This window comes from Cupriavidus sp. 01L46 (genome assembly GCF_056399905.1).
On sequence record NZ_JBFTSF010000005.1, the window covers coordinates 25,452 to 41,341 of the forward strand.

Annotated in this window: 16 protein-coding genes; 8 read left to right on the plus strand and 8 right to left on the minus strand. The window is 66.3% G+C overall.

Features of this window, described 5'->3' with window-relative positions:
* The first annotated feature begins 59 nt into the window (after nt 1-59).
* The 3 genes from AC1DS3_RS02035 to AC1DS3_RS02045 are packed head-to-tail and all read left to right on the plus strand — an operon-like array spanning nt 60 to nt 1,901.
* Nucleotides 60-500, plus strand: a complete 441-nt coding sequence (locus tag AC1DS3_RS02035; protein WP_441633802.1) for a VOC family protein — start codon at nt 60-62, stop codon at nt 498-500.
* The gene (locus tag AC1DS3_RS02040) at nt 500-1,258 is read left to right on the plus strand and encodes a 16S rRNA (uracil(1498)-N(3))-methyltransferase (RefSeq protein WP_441633804.1); all 759 of its coding nucleotides are present in this window, start codon (nt 500-502) and stop codon (nt 1,256-1,258) included. The genes AC1DS3_RS02035 and AC1DS3_RS02040 overlap by 1 nt, the downstream gene beginning before the upstream one ends.
* Nucleotides 1,259-1,310: 52 nt before the next feature.
* Nucleotides 1,311-1,901, plus strand: coding sequence for a YidB family protein (locus AC1DS3_RS02045; RefSeq protein ID WP_441633806.1), 591 nt, complete (start codon nt 1,311-1,313; stop codon nt 1,899-1,901).
* A gap of 82 nt (nt 1,902-1,983) precedes the next feature.
* Here the strand turns inward: AC1DS3_RS02045 and AC1DS3_RS02050 are convergent, their stop codons facing one another.
* The 3 genes from AC1DS3_RS02050 to AC1DS3_RS02060 all read right to left on the minus strand — a co-directional run bounded on the left by AC1DS3_RS02050 (nt 1,984) and on the right by AC1DS3_RS02060 (nt 5,668).
* Nucleotides 1,984-2,583 (minus strand): barstar family protein, encoded by a 600-nt coding sequence (locus AC1DS3_RS02050; protein ID WP_441633808.1) that lies wholly within the window; start codon nt 2,581-2,583, stop codon nt 1,984-1,986.
* Nucleotides 2,580-2,936 (minus strand): guanyl-specific ribonuclease, encoded by a 357-nt coding sequence (locus tag AC1DS3_RS02055; protein WP_318230911.1) that lies wholly within the window; start codon nt 2,934-2,936, stop codon nt 2,580-2,582. The genes AC1DS3_RS02050 and AC1DS3_RS02055 overlap by 4 nt, the downstream gene beginning before the upstream one ends.
* 407 nt (nt 2,937-3,343) lie before the next feature.
* Nucleotides 3,344-5,668, minus strand: coding sequence for an NADP-dependent malic enzyme (locus AC1DS3_RS02060; RefSeq protein WP_477126602.1), 2,325 nt, complete (start codon nt 5,666-5,668; stop codon nt 3,344-3,346).
* A gap of 274 nt (nt 5,669-5,942) precedes the next feature.
* Between AC1DS3_RS02060 and thiL the strand changes: the two genes are divergently transcribed.
* The 3 genes from thiL (at nt 5,943) to AC1DS3_RS02075 (ending at nt 8,132) form a co-directional block, all read left to right on the plus strand.
* Nucleotides 5,943-6,923, plus strand: a complete 981-nt coding sequence (gene thiL, locus AC1DS3_RS02065) for a thiamine-phosphate kinase (RefSeq protein ID WP_441633812.1) — start codon at nt 5,943-5,945, stop codon at nt 6,921-6,923.
* Nucleotides 6,924-7,028: 105 nt separating this feature from the next.
* On the plus strand, nt 7,029-7,595 hold the full coding sequence (locus tag AC1DS3_RS02070) for a phosphatidylglycerophosphatase A family protein (RefSeq protein ID WP_477126603.1): 567 nt from the start codon (nt 7,029-7,031) through the stop codon (nt 7,593-7,595).
* Nucleotides 7,596-7,634: 39 nt separating this feature from the next.
* On the plus strand, nt 7,635-8,132 hold the full coding sequence (locus AC1DS3_RS02075; RefSeq protein WP_441633816.1) for a CinA family protein: 498 nt from the start codon (nt 7,635-7,637) through the stop codon (nt 8,130-8,132).
* A 48-nt stretch (nt 8,133-8,180) separates the two neighbouring features.
* Here AC1DS3_RS02075 and pyrF read toward each other — a convergent pair whose 3' ends face one another.
* On the minus strand, nt 8,181-8,999 hold the full coding sequence (pyrF, locus tag AC1DS3_RS02080; protein WP_441633818.1) for an orotidine-5'-phosphate decarboxylase: 819 nt from the start codon (nt 8,997-8,999) through the stop codon (nt 8,181-8,183).
* A 187-nt stretch (nt 9,000-9,186) separates the two neighbouring features.
* On the opposite strand from pyrF, the gene AC1DS3_RS02085 reads away from it, so the two are divergent.
* On the plus strand, nt 9,187-9,324 hold the full coding sequence (locus AC1DS3_RS02085) for a hypothetical protein (RefSeq protein WP_441633820.1): 138 nt from the start codon (nt 9,187-9,189) through the stop codon (nt 9,322-9,324).
* Between the two features lie 500 nt (nt 9,325-9,824).
* Nucleotides 9,825-10,787 carry a magnesium/cobalt transporter CorA gene (gene corA, locus AC1DS3_RS02090; RefSeq protein ID WP_477126604.1) on the plus strand — a complete coding sequence of 321 codons (963 nt, stop codon included), beginning with the start codon at nt 9,825-9,827 and terminating at the stop codon, nt 10,785-10,787.
* A 38-nt stretch (nt 10,788-10,825) separates the two neighbouring features.
* On the opposite strand, the gene mtgA is transcribed toward corA, so the two are convergent.
* The 4 genes from mtgA to AC1DS3_RS02110 form a co-directional block, all read right to left on the minus strand.
* Nucleotides 10,826-11,527 (minus strand): monofunctional biosynthetic peptidoglycan transglycosylase, encoded by a 702-nt coding sequence (gene mtgA, locus AC1DS3_RS02095; RefSeq protein WP_477126612.1) that lies wholly within the window; start codon nt 11,525-11,527, stop codon nt 10,826-10,828.
* A gap of 92 nt (nt 11,528-11,619) precedes the next feature.
* A complete protein-coding gene (gene aroE, locus AC1DS3_RS02100; protein ID WP_441633822.1) occupies nt 11,620-12,495 on the minus strand; it encodes a shikimate dehydrogenase in 876 nt (291 codons plus the stop codon).
* A gap of 17 nt (nt 12,496-12,512) precedes the next feature.
* A complete protein-coding gene (locus tag AC1DS3_RS02105; RefSeq protein WP_441633824.1) occupies nt 12,513-13,382 on the minus strand; it encodes an energy transducer TonB in 870 nt (289 codons plus the stop codon).
* Between the two features lie 162 nt (nt 13,383-13,544).
* On the minus strand, nt 13,545-15,713 hold the full coding sequence (locus AC1DS3_RS02110) for a ribonuclease catalytic domain-containing protein (protein ID WP_441633826.1): 2,169 nt from the start codon (nt 15,711-15,713) through the stop codon (nt 13,545-13,547).
* Nucleotides 15,714-15,890 lie beyond the last annotated feature (177 nt).

The following is a 15,890-nucleotide window of genomic DNA, read 5'->3' on the forward strand; positions in this document are numbered from 1 at the left end:
ACCGCGAGTCTTGCCGCCCAGGCAAGCCCCGCGCGGCTTCCCGTAACCAGGAGACGATCATGACAAGACCGGCCAACACCCCCTGGCTCACCCCCTACCTGACGGTCGGCAACGGGCGCAGCGCGCTCGACTTCTACCACCGCGCCTTCGGTTTCAGCGCGGGGAACGTGGTCGACGAGAACGGTGTACCGACCCACGCCGAGATGCACTACCAGGGCGAGCTCATCGTGATGTTCGCGCCCGAAGGCGCCTGGGGCAGCACCGCGCGCTCGCCCCGCTCGCTCGGCGTCGAATGCCCGCAGACGTTCTACGTCTACTGCGACGATGTCGACGCCATGCACGCGCGTGCCGTCGCCGCCGGCGCGGTCAGCCTGATGGCGCCCGCCGACCAGTTCTGGGGCGACCGCTACTGCATGGTCGAGGACCCCGATGGCTACCGCTGGGGCTTCGGCAAGCCGGTGGACAAAGCCGCCGGCAAGAACGAGGACGGATCCGCCTGATGCCACCTCGCTTTTTCATCGATGCCGCGCTGGCTGCCGAGACCGACATGCCGCTGCCCGAAGCCGTGGTACGCCATGTCCAGGTGCTGCGGCTCAACCCGGGCGACGACATCACCCTGTTCGACGGGCGCGGCGGCAGCCATGCGGCTACCCTGGTCGAAATCGGCAAGCGCCATGCGCTGGCGCGGATCGGCAGCCACGATCCGTTCGAGGCCGAGCCGCCGTTCCGCGTCACCCTGGCGCAGGGGCTGGCGGGCGGCGACAAGATGGACTGGCTGATCGAGAAATCCGTCGAGCTTGGCGTTGCCGCCATCCAGCCGCTGCAGGCGGCCCGCTCAGTGGTCCGGCTCTCGGGGGAGCGGGCGCAGAAACGCCAGGCGCACTGGCAGGCGCTGGTCGAGGCCGCATGCGAGCAATGTGGGCGCAATCGCTTGCCGGAGGTCGCACCGGTCGCTAATGTGGAATCCTGGCTGGGCCTGCAGGCGAAGCCTGCAGCGGTCCAAGGAGGGGCACGGCTGCTGGTATCGCCGCGGGCCTCGCAGTCGCTGGTAGCGTTTGCCACCGAGCAGCGCAATGCATTGCTGGACCACGGCGTGACACTGCTGATCGGGCCCGAAGGCGGGCTGGCGCCGGACGAGGAAGCGGCGGCGCTGCGCGCCGGTTTCACCAGCGTGTCACTCGGGCCGCGCATCTTGCGCACAGAAACAGCCGGGCTTGCTTGCCTGGCCACGCTCAACGCGGTACTGGGCGGATTTTGACGGCACCCGGGCCATCCCGGCCCGGCGCCACACTCACCGGAAGGAGTCGATCATGGGACTACTCGATAGCGTGCTGGGCGGAGTGCTCGGGCAGCGCGGCAGCGGCGAAGCGGGAGCTGGCGGCCTGAACCCGAAGATGATGATGGCGCTGGGGCTGCTGGCCATGCTGGCCATGCGCCATAAGGGCGGGGACAGCAGCGGCGGCGCCGCGCAGGATCCGGCCTCGGCAGGTGCGGGGGGCCTCGGCGGCCTTGGCGGACTGCTCGGCGGGCTGATGGGTGGCGGCGCGGCCGGTGGCGCACCAGGCGGCCTCGATCTGGGCGGATTGCTCGGCGGCCTGCTGGGCGGCCAGGCCGGTGGCGCGCCCGAGCTGGGCGCGGCGGCCGGCGGCATAGGTGCCTTGCAGCAGGTCCTGGCCCAGGCCGGCCTGGGCGAACAGGTCAATTCGTGGATCGGCACCGGCGCCAACCAGGCGGTCTCGCCGTCGGCGCTGGCCAGCGCACTGGGTGGTACCGGCGCGCTGGAGAGCCTGGCCGAAAAGACGGGCCTGTCCCAGGACGATGTCGCGGCCCATCTCAGCGAAGGACTGCCGGAGCTGATCGACAAGCTGACGCCGCAAGGCCAGGTACCGCCGGCGGCGTAACCCCGCGCCCTGCCGGCAAAGCAAAAGGCCCGCTGCTAGCGGGCCTTTTTTGCTTGCTGTCTTCGCTACAGGCGGCTGGCGCTCACGCGAAAGAGTAGAACACGCGGAACTGCACCTTGCGCTCGGCCCAGAACTCGGCCGCGTCGCGGAACACATCGAGCAAGACCTCGCGCCCTTCCTTGTCGAACTTCTGGGCAATCGGCAGGCCTTCGAGCACGATCACGAAGCCGGGCTGCGGGCCCGCCTTGTAAATCAGGTCGGTCAGGCAATCGGCCAGCGCATCGAAATTCTTGCCGAAATGCTTGGGAAAGAGGAAGTTGGTGGCGATGGTTTCCAGCACTTCCGCCTTGCTCTGGCAGTGTGCGCAGTTCGCATACAGGAAATGCTGGCCCAGCTCCACCGCGGCCTGCGCGAGTTCGGGCACGCGGAACGCGCGGATCGACTGGACGATGTTTGGACGCACCGTCTTGAACAGGGTCATGGCTCCCTCTTGGCTGCCGTCAGTGCCGGGTGCGGGAACGGGTGCGAGCGGCGTTTGTTGCGAGAGCTCGTTGCGGGGCATCGTCAACACGTTGTCGTAAAGATTCTGGGCCTGGGTCTGGGCCCGCTGCCAGCCATCTCCGGCGCCGCGCTCTTCGCGGGCGGCAAGGGCGTCGCCCAGTCCGAAAATGTCAGTCATCATTTGGCTATCCGTTTGAAACTGTTGTAGTGGTCGTCCGTGTAGTAACAGTCGTTGGTGGCGCGTTGATCACCGCCACATACGATCCGTCGTGCTCCTCGATTTCGGCTGTTTGTCTTCACCGTGTATTCGCGGTAGTAATTGCGCGACCTTTGCGGCAAGGCGCGCTCGTAGTTGCCGAACCTCGAGCCATCCTTGGCGTAGGGAAACGGGCCACCCGCTTCGATCCGCTCCAACGTGGACTGTGCCTCGTTGGGCAACTGTTGTACTGCGATGGTTCCCGTGCCGTCATCGGCCGCCTGGCGTGCCAGCACCGGCTGCGCCAGCGCACACGACAACGCCACGCCTGCCAGCACCCGGCTTGCCACTCGCGCCAGACCGGCGACTGAAATCCATTGTGATGCGCGCTGCGTCAAAGGAATCTGGGAACCCACGTTGCTTGTCTTGATTTGAGGACACCAACCAAACGATCCCGGCGCCGCTGCGCGGTTGCCGCGCCACCTAAACTGCCCATTTTGCCTGCGCCCCGGACTGCCTKCGCGTAAATCGACAGCTTCGTCGCGCGTGTAACGAGTGCGTACTTCAAAGGCATAAGGTTACGCCCATGCTAATAAATAATCAATCCCCGCCCCCGGGCAGAGTGGAAAACCTCAATTGTTTCAATATGTTAAGCAAATGTGTGTGCACACTGACGGGGTGCCGGCGGCAGTAAAAAGACAATAAAAAAGCCGGGCAAGCCCGGCTTTTCAAGACTAACAGCGGTTTAGCGCTTGGCTGCCGCGTCCACCACCACCAGCGACGTCATATTGACGATACGCCGCACCGTAGCCGAAGGCGTCAGGATGTGGACAGGCGCCTTGACGCCGAGCAGGATCGGCCCGATCGCCACATTGTTGCCCGCCGCGACCTTGAGCAGGTTGTAGGCGATGTTGGCGGCGTCGATGTTCGGGCACACCAGCAGGTTGGCCTCGCCCTTGAGGGTGCCGTCCGGCACCAATGTATCGCGCAGCTTCGGGTCCAGCGCGCAATCGCCATGCATCTCGCCATCCACCTCGAGATCCGGGGCGCGCTCGCGCAGGATCGCCAGGGTTTCGCGCATCTTCTGCGCCGACGGCGCTTCGGATGTGCCGAAGTTCGAATGCGACATCAGCGCCACCTTGGGGATGATGCCGAAGCGCTTGAGCTCTTCGGCGGCCATCAGGGTGATCTCGGCCAGCTGGCCAGCAGTCGGGTCGATGTTGACGTGGGTGTCGACCAGGAAGATCTGGCGGCCCGGCAGGACCAGCCCGTTCATCGCGGCGTACACCTCGTTGGTGCCACCCAGCACCTGGTCGATGTAGCGCAGGTGCGCGGCGGTGGTGCTGACCGTGCCGCAGACCATGCCGTCGGCCTCGCCCTGCTTGACCAGCATGGCGCCGATCAAGGTGGTGCGGCGGCGCATTTCCAGCTTGGCGTACTGTTGCGTGACGCCCTGGCGAGCCATCATCTTGAAGTACGCCTCGGAGTAGTCGCGGAAACGTGCGTCGTGCTCCGGGTTGACCACGGTAAAGTCGATGCCGCCGCGCAGGCGCAGGCCGAAGCGCTCGATGCGGTGGGCGATGACGGCAGGGCGGCCGACCAGGATCGGGTTGGCCAGCTTTTCGTCGACGATCACCTGCACCGCGCGCAGCACACGCTCTTCCTCGCCCTCGGCGAAGACGATGCGCTTCTTCTCCATGTCGACCTGGCGGGCAGCCGCGTAGATCGGCTTCATCAGGGTGCCGGAGTGGTACACGAACTGCTGCAGTTGCAGGCGGTAGGCGTCCATGTCCTTGATGGGGCGCGCGGCCACGCCGGACTTCATGGCGGCCTCGGCCACCGCCGGCGCGATCTTGACGATCAGGCGCGGATCGAACGGCTTCGGAATCAGGTACTCAGGGCCAAAGGACAGGTCCTGGATGCCATAGGCGGTGGCGACGATGTCGCTCTGCTCCTGGCGCGCGAGCTCTGCGATGGCATGCGCCGCGGCGACTTCCATCTCACGCGTGATGGTGGTCGCGCCGCAGTCCAGCGCGCCGCGGAAGATGAAGGGGAAGCACAGGACGTTGTTGACCTGGTTCGGGTAGTCGGTACGGCCGGTGGCGATCACCGCGTCCGGACGCACTTCCTTGACCAGCTCCGGCAGGATTTCCGGGTTGGGGTTGGCCAGGGCCAGCACCAGCGGCTTGTCGGCCATGCGCTGGACCATGTCCTGCTTGAGCACGCCGGCGGCGGACAGACCCAGGAAAATATCGGCGCCATCGATCACTTCAGCCAGCTTGCGCTTGTCGGTCTTTTGCGCGAAGCGGGCTTTTTCCGGATCCATCAGCTCGGCGCGGCCTTCATAGACCACGCCAGCCAGGTCGGTCACCCAGATGTTCTCGAGCTTCATGCCGAGGTCGAGCAGCAGGTCCAGGCAGGCCAGCGCCGCGGCACCCGCGCCGGAGGCCACCAGCTTGACCTTGCTGATATCTTTGCCGACCACGGTCAGGCCATTGACCACGGCCGCGCCGACCACGATGGCGGTGCCATGCTGGTCATCGTGGAAGACGGGAATCTTCATGCGCTCGCGCAGCTTGCGCTCGACGTAGAAGCACTCGGGCGCCTTGATGTCTTCCAGGTTGATGCCGCCGAAGGTGGGCTCGAGCGCGGCGATGATCTGCACCAACTTCTCGGGGTCCTTCTCGTCGAGCTCGATGTCGAACACATCGATGCCGGCGAACTTCTTGAACAGGCCCGCCTTGCCTTCCATCACCGGCTTGGAAGCCGCCGGGCCGATATCGCCCAGGCCCAGCACCGCGGTGCCGTTGGTGATCACGCCGACCAGGTTGCCGCGCGCGGTGTAGCGGAATGCATTGAGCGGATCGGCGACGATTTMCTCGCACGCGTAGGCCACGCCCGGCGAGTACGCCAGGGCCAGGTCACGCTGGTTGGACAGCGGCTTGGTCGGCGTAACGGAGATCTTGCCCGGGGTCGGAAACTCGTGATATTCCAGGGCAGCTTTGCGCAGCGCCTCACGCTGCTGCTGCTTCAGGTCGTCTTGGGGCGTGGGCTGCTGGGGACTGGTCATCGGCGCATCTTCCGGTCGGTGGAGCCGTTAATCACGTATGGGACACGAAATGGCGGGTCGGCTCCACGTACCCGCAGTCTCTTCCTTTGGAACCTGGCATTTTATATTGTGAAATATTATTTCACAATAAGCGTTTTGCGCGAGGCACCTTTGCGTTTCGGTACAATATGCCGCATGCCGCCAGCGCTGAACAGCAGGGCGAAACCCGCAGCGGCCGCGTCCCGGCGAGGTTTCCCTGGCCCTTCGCAGAATCTCCGCCGCCCCGACCCCCTCCATGCCCGATTCCTCCAGCGCCCAGCTCTCCGAGTTCGACCTGATCCGCCGCTTCTTTACCCGGCCCGCACAAAAGGCGGTACTGGGCGTGGGCGACGATTGCGCACTGATCGAAGGGCGCCCCGGCCACCACCTTGCCATCAGCACCGACATGCTGGTCAGCGGACGGCACTTCTTTCCGGACGTGGCGCCGCGCTCACTTGGGCACAAGGCGCTGGCGGTCAACCTGTCCGACCTGGCGGCCATGGGTGCCGAGCCCCGCGCCTTCACACTAGCGCTGGCGCTGCCCGATGCGCAAGCCGCATGGCTGTCCGAACTGGCCGCCGGCATGCTGGAACTGGCAGACGCCCACGGCTGTGAGCTGATCGGCGGCGATACCACGCGCGGCCCGCTGACGCTGAGCCTGACGGTGTTCGGCGACGTACCTGTGCATAAGGCGCTGCGACGCGATGCCGCACGCCCTGGCGACGATATCTGGGTCTCCGGCACGCTTGGCGATGCCCGCCTGGCGCTTGGCGACTTCCGGGGCGAATGGCTGCTGCCCGAGCCGGACTTCAGCCAGGTGCGCCCGCGCATGGACACGCCAACGCCGCGCATCGCGCTGGGCATGGCACTTCGCGGTGTGGCGCATGCGGCACTCGATATTTCCGATGGCCTGGTCGGCGACCTCGGCCATATCCTGGAGCGCTCCCAGGTCGGTGCCCTGCTCGATGTCGACGCCCTGCCCCGCTCGACGGTGCTGGCCAGCCAGCCGGAGGCGCGCCAGCTGGAATGCACCCTGGCCGGCGGCGACGACTACGAACTGTGCTTTACCGCACCCGTGGGGGAGCGCGACCACATTGCCGCCATCGGCGCGCGGCTCGGGCTAGCGCTGACGCGCGTCGGCGCCATCACGCCCGAGGCTGGCCTGCGCCTGGTTGACCGCGACGGCAATCCGAGCGCTTACAACGGCACCAGCTTCGACCACTTCGCGTCCCCCTGACAAGCCGGCGTCCGCCATGTCATCATGCAGCCATGCGGGGCACCAGACCCTGCCCGGACACGCCGTCCGGAATCATCCCATCCGAACCAGACGAGCCAACCCCTGATGTCCGCCTACCCACCCGGGCCTACCGCGCACGATCCCGCCCTGACCCTGGAAGCCGGCCAGGCCKCCAAGGTCACGCGCCCCACGGCGCGTTTCATGCTCTCGCACCCTGCTCACCTGATCGCGCTGGGCTTCGGCTCGGGGCTATCGCCGGTCGGGCCCGGCACGGTCGGCACGCTGTACGCATGGCTGTCCTACCTGGTGATCTCGATGTGGGTGCAGCCGGAAACCTGGCTGTGGCTGATCGTCGGCGGCTTTGTGCTGGGGCTCTGGGCGTGCGCGCGCACGGCACGCGACATGGGCGTGTTTGACCACGGCAGCATGGTCTGGGACGAGATCGTGGCATTCTGGCTGGTCATGGCCTTTGTCATGCCGACCGGGTTCTGGGGCCAGCTCGCGGCGTTCCTGTGGTTCCGCCTGTTCGATATCGTCAAGCCGGCGCCCATCGGGCATCTCGACCGTACGCTCAAGGGGCACGGCCTGCGCGGCGGCTTCGGCGTGATGTTCGACGACATCATGGCCGCCTTCTACACGCTGCTGGTGTTCGCCCTGTGGCGTTCGCTGTGATTGGCCACTCCCCCCAACCTATCTACTGAATCCGCCATCATGTCCGTCAGCCGCTTGCTCGACCAACTCGCCGTCCAGGTCGGAATCTCCCTGAACGAGAAGTCGCTGTTGCTCGCCACCGCGGAATCCTGCACGGGCGGCCTGGTGGCCGCGGCCGTTACCGATGTATCGGGTTCGTCAGGGTGGTTCGAGCGGGGCTTCGTCACGTACTCGAACGAGGCCAAGTCGACCATGCTGGGCGTGCCCGCCAAGCTGATTCGCGATCATGGCGCGGTCAGCGAGGAAGTGGCGCGCGCCATGGCCGAAGGGGCCCTGCTCAACAGCCGCGCCCAGGTGGCGTTGTCGATCACCGGCGTGGCCGGGCCGACCGGCGGCACGCCGGATAAGCCCGTGGGCATGGTGTGCTTCGGCTGGAGCAACCGCATTACCACCACGGTGGAAACGCAGCGCTTTCGCGGCGACCGGCAGCAAATCCGCCGCCAGGCTGCGGAATACGCGATTCGCGGCCTGATCGAGCTGGTCCGCAACGAGGCCTGAGGACTCAGGCACGCGCGGCGGCCGGCAAGCCGCCGGCAATGCGGCGGTTCAGCCCTGGCGGAAGCGATTGATGGTTTCGCGCGTTTGCAGCGCGACGTTGCGCGCCGCGGCAGCGAAATCCTTCTCGCGGCTGGCATAAAGAATGGCGCGCGACGAATTGATCATCATGCCGGTGCCAGCGACGGTGCGCCCGGCCCGCACGGTGGCCTCGATGTCGCCGCCCTGGGCGCCGATGCCAGGAATCAGCAGCGGCATGTCGCCCACGATCTCGCGCACCTTGGCAATCTCCGCGGGGAAGGTCGCCCCCACCACCAGCGCCATCTGTCCATTGGTATTCCAGCGCGTGGCGGCCGCCTCGGCCACCACCTGGTACACCGGCTTGCCATTCACCGGCAGGAACTGCACGTCGGAGCCGCCCGGGTTGGAGGTGCGGCAAAGCACGATCACACCGCGATCCGGATAGGCCAGGTACGGCTCCAGCGAATCCAGGCCCATATAGGGATTGACCGTGACCGCGTCCGCCCGGTAACGCTCGAAGGCTTCGATGGCGTATTGCTGCGCGGTCGAACCGATGTCGCCGCGCTTGGCGTCCAGGATCACGGGAATCCCGGGGTGGGCGTCATGGATATAGGCGATCAACTGCTCGAGCTGGTCTTCGGCGCGCTGCGCCGCGAAATAGGCGATCTGCGGCTTGAAGGCGCAGACCAGGTCGGCGGTGGCGTCGACGATCTCGCGGCAAAAGGAGAAGATCGCGCCGCCCGTGCCCGTCATGGACAGGGGCAGCTTGCCCGGGTCGGGGTCTAGCCCGACGCAGAGGAGGGAATCGTTGCGCTGCCAGGCTGCAGCCAGCTGCTCGGTGAAGGTCATGGGATGCTCGCTAATCTGGGTCGGCCGCGTCGGCTGCGCGCCGGGCTTGTCAAGCCGGGTCGGCGCTCCCCCGCGGCAACAGTCGTTCCTGCGATTTTACCCGCTGTGTGCTCTGTTCTGCCGTTCTTCCTCGATACAAAGAGCGGCGTCGCACACACAGGCCGGCCGGGGCCTGCGCACGCAATTGATGAAATGCAGCCAGATCGAGATGCCGATCGGCGTGCCGACCTTCCGGATGCTGGTGGCCACGCCGCCCTTCCTGCTGCCCTTCCTGCTGCTCGAACCGCTATTGTGGCGCTGGCGCCAAGGCGCGCGGGCGGCATAACAACGCACTGCGCGCCGGCGCCTCCCATTCACCCACATTTCACTTAACAATCCCCCCCTCGTTGGGCTACACTCGCGGCCATCATAATCCCGGAGAAACTACGTGGGCAGTAGCATCGGGTGTTCGTGTTGCCGCAGCCAGTTTGCGATCGCACCGAATGCCATGTCACTGCGGGCTGCGTAACGACGACCGCCGGAGCCGGCTTTATCCCGCTCCACCGCCTCGTCGGACTCGCCCGCAGCACATACTGCGGGTGAGTGTTCTTCCGTGTCCCTGACGGCCGCCGCCGCGCGCCGCTTCGTTCCGGACTAATCCCTCCCCCGGCTTGCCAGCCATGAACGGCAAACGCCATCGCCTTGCGCGCCCTTCAAGCGCACAGCGCGATCACGCTTGCCAGCGGCCCTGTGCTTCGCCGTTTTCGCGCGAAGCATGGGCTCGCCCCATGGCCKGCGAGCCAAGCCTGCGCGTTTCTTCGCCAAACGCAACAAGGAAGCCCTGGGATGATCAACCTGTTCGTCCTGCAGAAAGGCCGGCTYGCMCAGGAGCAGGTCGACGAKCGCAATGAACTTCTGCAGCACAAGCCGATCTGGATCGATGTCATCAGCCCCGATGACGAGGAACTCGCCTGGATCAAGGAAGCCTACGGCGTAGCCTTGCCGGAGCTGGAAGACCTGGGCGACCTGGAAGCCTCGGCCCGCTACTTCGAGGGCGAGGACGAGAACATCCATATCCGCACCGACTTCCTGCTCGACGAGGAAGACATCTCGCGCAACGTGCGCGTGGCGTTCGTGCTCACGCGCGACGTGCTGTTCTCCATTCACGACGAAGACCTGCCGGTGTTCCGGCTGGTGCGGCTGCGCGCGCGCATGCGCCCGGGCTCGGTGCGCAACGCCAAGGACGTGCTGATGGACTTGTACGCCACCGACGCGGAATATTCGGCGGACTCCATCGAGGAAGTCTACGAGCGGCTGGAGGAAGCCAGCAAGCGCGTGCTGGCGGAGAACGTGACCGATGCCGCGGCGGCCGACGTGCTGGAAACCATCGCCCGCGAAGAAGACTTGAACGGCCGCATCCGCCGCAACGTGATGGACACGCGCCGCGCGGTCTCCTTCCTGATGCGCAGCCAGCTGCTGTCGGCCGAGCAGCAGGACGAAGCCCGCCAGATCCTGCGCGACATCGACTCCATCGAGAACCACACCGCGTTCCTGTTCGACAAGATCAACTTCCTGATGGACGCCACGGTCGGTTTCATCAACATCAACCAGAACAAGATCATCAAGCTGTTCTCGGTGGTCTCGGTCGCGCTGATGCCACCCACGCTGATCGCCAGCATCTACGGCATGAACTTCAAGTTCATGCCGGAGCTGGACTGGGCCGCGGGTTATCCTTGGGCCATCGGGCTGATGGCCGTGTCGGCGGCGATCCCGCTGGTGTACTTCAAGCGCAAGGGCTGGCTAAGCTGAACGGCGCCTGATCGGCACCTGAATGCGCTGGCCCGGACTCAGTCGGGCAGCGTGGCCGCGCCCATGCGGCGCGCGATGATGTTGGCCTTGACCTTGAAGTTCACGCGCACATTGGCGCAGTACGCCTTCTTGTCGAAGCACTTCGGCGCCGGCAGCGCCGCGGCCAGGCGCGCTGCCTGGCCCACGCTCAGCTTGGCGGCGCTGGTCCTGAAGTAATGCTGGGCGGCGGCCTCCACGCCGAACACGCCCTCGCCCMACTCCACCGAATTCAAATAGATCTCGTAGATGCGCTGCTTGTCGAGCCAGAACTCGAGCATCCAGGTAATGGCCAGCTCCTGGCCCTTGCGCAGGTAGTGCTGCTCGGACGAAAGGAAGAGGTTCTTGGCCAGTTGCTGCGTGATGGTGGAGCCGCCACGCACGATATGCCCGCGCTTCTTGTTGCGCTCCCAGGCATCGAGCATGGCATCGAGTTCGTAGCCGGGATGGTTGACGAAGTCGGCGTCCTCGCTGGCGATCACCGCGCGCTTGAGGTTGCGGGAGACATCGTCATAGCCGACCCAGCGGCGGTCCACCTGGCAGCTCCAGAACTTGAAGCCGCACAGACGCCACTGCTCGGCCCGCATGAACGTCGTGGATGACGGGTTCACGGTTTGCCAGGCAGCGATCTGCAGGAAGAAATACACCTGCATGGCCAGCACGCCGGCGATCAGCGTGCCAAGCAGGTAGGCGAGCCAGCGCAGCGGGCTGAGGCCACCGCCCCTGCCGTCTTGAGCCGCCCCGGGACGGGCGGTGCGCTTGCGCTCAGCCATGTTCGAGCCAGCCGGCCGGCGCTTCAGCGCGCGGCTTCGGCCTGCAGCGCCGCGCGCAGCGTTGCCAGCACGGGCGCTGTGGCGGGCCGCACGCCCCGCCAGTTGTAGAAGGCCTCGGCGGCCTGCTCGACCAGCATGCCCAGCCCGTCGCTGGTGCGCGCGCCACATTGGGCAGCGAACTTCAGAAATATGGTGGGCTCCGCGCCGTACATCATGTCGTAGGCGAGCACGTCCTTGCCCAGCAGTTCCGCCGGCACCGGCGGCAACTCGCCCTGCAGGCTGCTGCTGGTGGCGTTGATGACCACGTCGCAGGCGTCTTCATCGGTCAAACCCGCCAGCGCGTCAAAACCACCGCCCCACAGCTCCACGCCGTACTCGTCCGCTTGCTGTGCCACGTTTTCCAGGATATCGCTGGCGCGCTGGGGCGTGCGGTTGGCCACCACGATGCGATCCGGCCGGCAGGCGATCAGCGGCAGCATGGCGCCCATGGCGGCGCCGCCCGCGCCCAGCAGCAGGATGCGCTTGCCTTCGAGCAAGGTATCGAGATTGACCTCGATGTCGCGCGTGAGGCCGACGCCGTCGGTGTTGTCGCCGTGGATCACGCCGTCCTCGATCCACATGGTGTTGACCGCGCCCGCGCTCTCCGCGCGCGGCGTCAGGCGCTCGGCGAGGTCGTAGGCTTCGAGCTTGAACGGCACCGTCACGTTCAGGCCGTGGCCGCCGCCGTCGAAGAAGGCGCGCACGGTGGCAACGAACCCATCGAGCGGCGCCAGCAGGCGCTCGTACTCGATGGCCTCGCCGGTCTGCTGCGCGAACGCGGCATGGATGGCGGGCGAGCGGCTGTGCGCGATGGGGTTGCCGATCACGACGTAACGGTCGGCGGGAGTCTGGGATTGCATAGTGTCAGGTGATGGCGTCATCGGGACTGCAGGCGAGTTTCCAGCCCACTGCGCGAGAACTTGAATGTAGAGATCACTTCGAGAATATCCTGGCGCGCCTGCATCTGCGCCGTGAACCCGCCGAACGGCGCCGCCGCCCGCACGATGGCAACCGCCTGGCGGTCCAGCACGGGATCGCCCGAGCTCTTGACCACGTCGATGGCGTCGATGTTGTAGCCATCGCGGTTATAGCCAAGCCGGCCTTGCCGGTTGACGTTGATCACCAGGATCAGTTGCCCGTAGATCGGCTTGCCATTGCGCTGGGGGAAATCGATGGTGCCGCGCGCTTCGATCTTCTGGCGCAGGCGGTCGTAGTACTGCGCGTATTCCACTTCCTGCGCGCTGGTGGCGGTGAGCTGGTAGCGCTTGGGCCGCTTGGCGTATTGCTCGAGGTTGCGGCCAATCTCGGCTTCGAGCTTGGCCATCTCGTCGAGCGAGGTGCGTTCGTCCTGGCCGCGCAGCGGGTTTTCCAGGCGCTGCTGGCCGGGCTTGAGCGGCTGGCTGTGCACGGACGGCGCGGCTTCGCGCGACTGCGTCATCAGGCGCTGCTGCTCCTGCTCCATCTGCTCCACGCGGCGCTGCATCTGGCGCACCAGGTCGCCGTCCTTGGTGACGGTCTGGGCCGGCAGCGGCGTGGTGGCGCGCTGCTGGTCGTGCTCGCCACCGCCGTCGAGGTTGGCCTGGGCCAGCACGGTGGGGTTCTGCGGACGCTGTGCCGATTTGGAATTGACCAGCACCACATCGAGCGCGGCATCGGTGCGCTTGATCTCGAACGCCTCCGGCGCCACCACGCGCACGGTCAGCAGCAACGCATGCGCCAGCAACGAGACGACCAGAGCCTTGGCCATCGTGCTGCTGGCGTTCCACCACTGGCGGGGAGAAAAAGCGGCTTTCACGATGGGCGGGACGTTGGCTGGGAAGCGTCGATCGGGCGAGACTGGGGCCGGGGTCCGTGGGACCCCGGGGTCAGACTGCGATTGTAAGGGAGCGCCTCGTTTTTTCCGAGGAACTCAGACCGCGCCGCCGGTGCCGGTGTCGCGTGTGTCCGACGCAGCGCCTTCGCTTGTGGCAGCTGCAGCACTCGCGGCTTCGTCGTCGCCGGTTTCCCCAGTGGCAACGTCAACCTCACCTTCAGCTGCCGCTTCGGTTGCCCCTTCGGCCGCGCCCTCGGCAGCGGCTTCGGCGGCCTCCTCGGCCGCGGCTTCAGCGGCGGCTTGCGCCGACACTTCGCCGGCTTCGTCGTCCCGCTCCATCTCTTCCTGCGGCAGCTCGCCTTCGCCGGCAAACACTTCCAGGACCCGGCATGACACTTCCAGCGAGATCTCGTCTATCGCGCCGATCTCCAGCAGCACCTGGGTGCCGCGCGAAGCCTGCATCAGCTCCGGCACGCGCGTGACCAGCGGGATCTCGGCAAAGCGCACCGCGCCTTCCTTGAGCACCGAGCCCATCAGGCGCTCGCGCTTTTCCTGCTGCAGCCAGCGCAGGCACCAGTAGCGCTCCATGGTCGACTGGTGGTCGGCATAAGCGGCGTAGGTGCCTTCGAAATCCGCCACCGCGGCCAGCAGGTCCGAATCCTTGGGCTTGAACGGCGCCACCAGCTTGGCCGTGATGCCATGCTGGGCGACTGCCAGGATCTGCCATTGGTTGACCAGGTCGACGTAGCGGCGCAGCGGCGAGGTGCTCCACGCATATTGCGCCACGCCCAGCCCCTCGTGGGGCGCCGGGTAGGTCTGCATGCGGGTGCGGTTCATGCCCCAGGCCTTCTGCGTGCGGTAGATGCCCGGCACACCGTTGTCGGCAAGCAGCTTGCCCCAGGTGCTGTTGGCCAGGATCATCAGCTCGGCGACGATCTTGTCGAGCGGGGAGCCGCGGCGGCGCTGCTCGATGCGCACGCGTTCGCCGCCGTCTTCCAGCAGGTCGATGTAGAAGCTGTAGTCGGCGCGGTTGTGCGACTCGGGGCGCAACCCGCTGGCAAGACGCGCCTTCTGGCGTTCGTCGTGCAGCCAGCCGGAGAAATGGAACAGCTGGGTCAGCGCGTCGCGGAACGGGTAGTCGCCGGTGCCGGCGGCCAGCGCGGCCTCGGTCACCACATCCTCAAGCAGGTTGTGGCGCAGGTTGGCCGCGATCTTGACCAGCTCGGCGCGGGTTTCGCTGCTGACGATCATCTGCAGGGCCGGGTCGTAGACCACGTACAGCGACAGGGCCGGGCACTCGCGCCCTTCCTGCAGCGTGTAGCGCTCCACCACCGAATCCGGCAGCATGGTGATCTTGTCGCCGGGGAAATAGACCGTCGACAGGCGATGGCGCGCCACGGCATCGAGCGGCTCGCCACGGCGGATGCCCAGGCCGGGCGCCGCGATATGGATGCCCACGCGGATCTTGCCGCCATCCAGCGGCGTGACCGACAGCGCATCGTCGATCTCGGTGGTGGTGACGTCATCGATGGAGAACGCCTCTACATCTGCACGCGGCAGGTCGCCGGCGGGTTCCGGCACGGCCACGTCGGGAAAGCCGGTGCCCTTGGGGAAGCACTCGGAGAGGAACTTGGCCTCATGCAGCGCGCGCGGGCTGGCAATGCCGCCCACCGCCACCATCAGCCGCATCGGCGACATGCCCAGCGCGGTGCAAGCGGCGTCCATCGCCTTGTATTCGAGGCTGTTCTTGTCGGGCTTGAACAGCAGTTGCAGTGCCTTGCCGCGGAACGCATCGGGCAGGGTCAGGGCCTTGAGCTGGTTCTCGTACTCGGCCTGCACCAGGGCTTGCTGCTTCTTGCGCTCGAGCGCGGCAAGCGCAGCCTTCAACTGGTCTTCCGGCGCGCGCTGGTAGCGCCCKCGGCCCTTGCGGCGGAAATAGACCGGATTGCCGTGCAGCGTCTGCGCCAGCGCGGCTTGCTGCACCACGCTCGCACCCGCGCCGTAGTACTCGGCAGCCAGGTCGACAAAGCCGAACTCGTCCTCCGATGCGCATTCCCACAGGAATTCCAGGTCAACCTCGCCGACCAAGTCGGCGGTCTGGCGCAACAGCTCGATCGCCGACGGCTGCGCGAACTGCAGCAATACGTCGCGCGACTTGACCTTGGTGCGCTTGCCCGCGGGCAGCTCCACCTGGTACGACTCGCCCTGCTGGGTCAGCACGGTGCCGGCGCGAATCTCGCCGCCTTCTTCGAACAGCAACTGCATGGATCGGTACTTTCAGAAATGCCGGGAACCGCACTTGGCAAACCAAGCACCCTGGCGCTTTGTCACGCCTGCGGGAACGGCCCGGTGAGAGAAATGGTGCAAGGCCGCCTTCAGGCAAGACGGCAACCGGACCTGAGATGATACCGCACCGCGCCGGCTGCAAGCCCGGCGCAGGGC

Coding starts and splice junctions, on each gene's coding strand:
- AC1DS3_RS02035 (WP_441633802.1), top strand. CDS start 60: ATGACAAGACCGGCCAACACCCCCTGGCTCACCCCCTACCTGACGGTC.
- AC1DS3_RS02040 (WP_441633804.1), top strand. CDS start 500: ATGCCACCTCGCTTTTTCATCGATGCCGCGCTGGCTGCCGAGACCGAC.
- AC1DS3_RS02045 (WP_441633806.1), top strand. CDS start 1,311: ATGGGACTACTCGATAGCGTGCTGGGCGGAGTGCTCGGGCAGCGCGGC.
- AC1DS3_RS02050 (WP_441633808.1), bottom strand. CDS start 2,583: ATGATGACTGACATTTTCGGACTGGGCGACGCCCTTGCCGCCCGCGAA.
- thiL (WP_441633812.1), top strand. CDS start 5,943: ATGCCCGATTCCTCCAGCGCCCAGCTCTCCGAGTTCGACCTGATCCGC.
- AC1DS3_RS02075 (WP_441633816.1), top strand. CDS start 7,635: ATGTCCGTCAGCCGCTTGCTCGACCAACTCGCCGTCCAGGTCGGAATC.
- pyrF (WP_441633818.1), bottom strand. CDS start 8,999: ATGACCTTCACCGAGCAGCTGGCTGCAGCCTGGCAGCGCAACGATTCC.
- AC1DS3_RS02085 (WP_441633820.1), top strand. CDS start 9,187: ATGAAATGCAGCCAGATCGAGATGCCGATCGGCGTGCCGACCTTCCGG.
- aroE (WP_441633822.1), bottom strand. CDS start 12,495: ATGCAATCCCAGACTCCCGCCGACCGTTACGTCGTGATCGGCAACCCC.
- AC1DS3_RS02105 (WP_441633824.1), bottom strand. CDS start 13,382: ATGGCCAAGGCTCTGGTCGTCTCGTTGCTGGCGCATGCGTTGCTGCTG.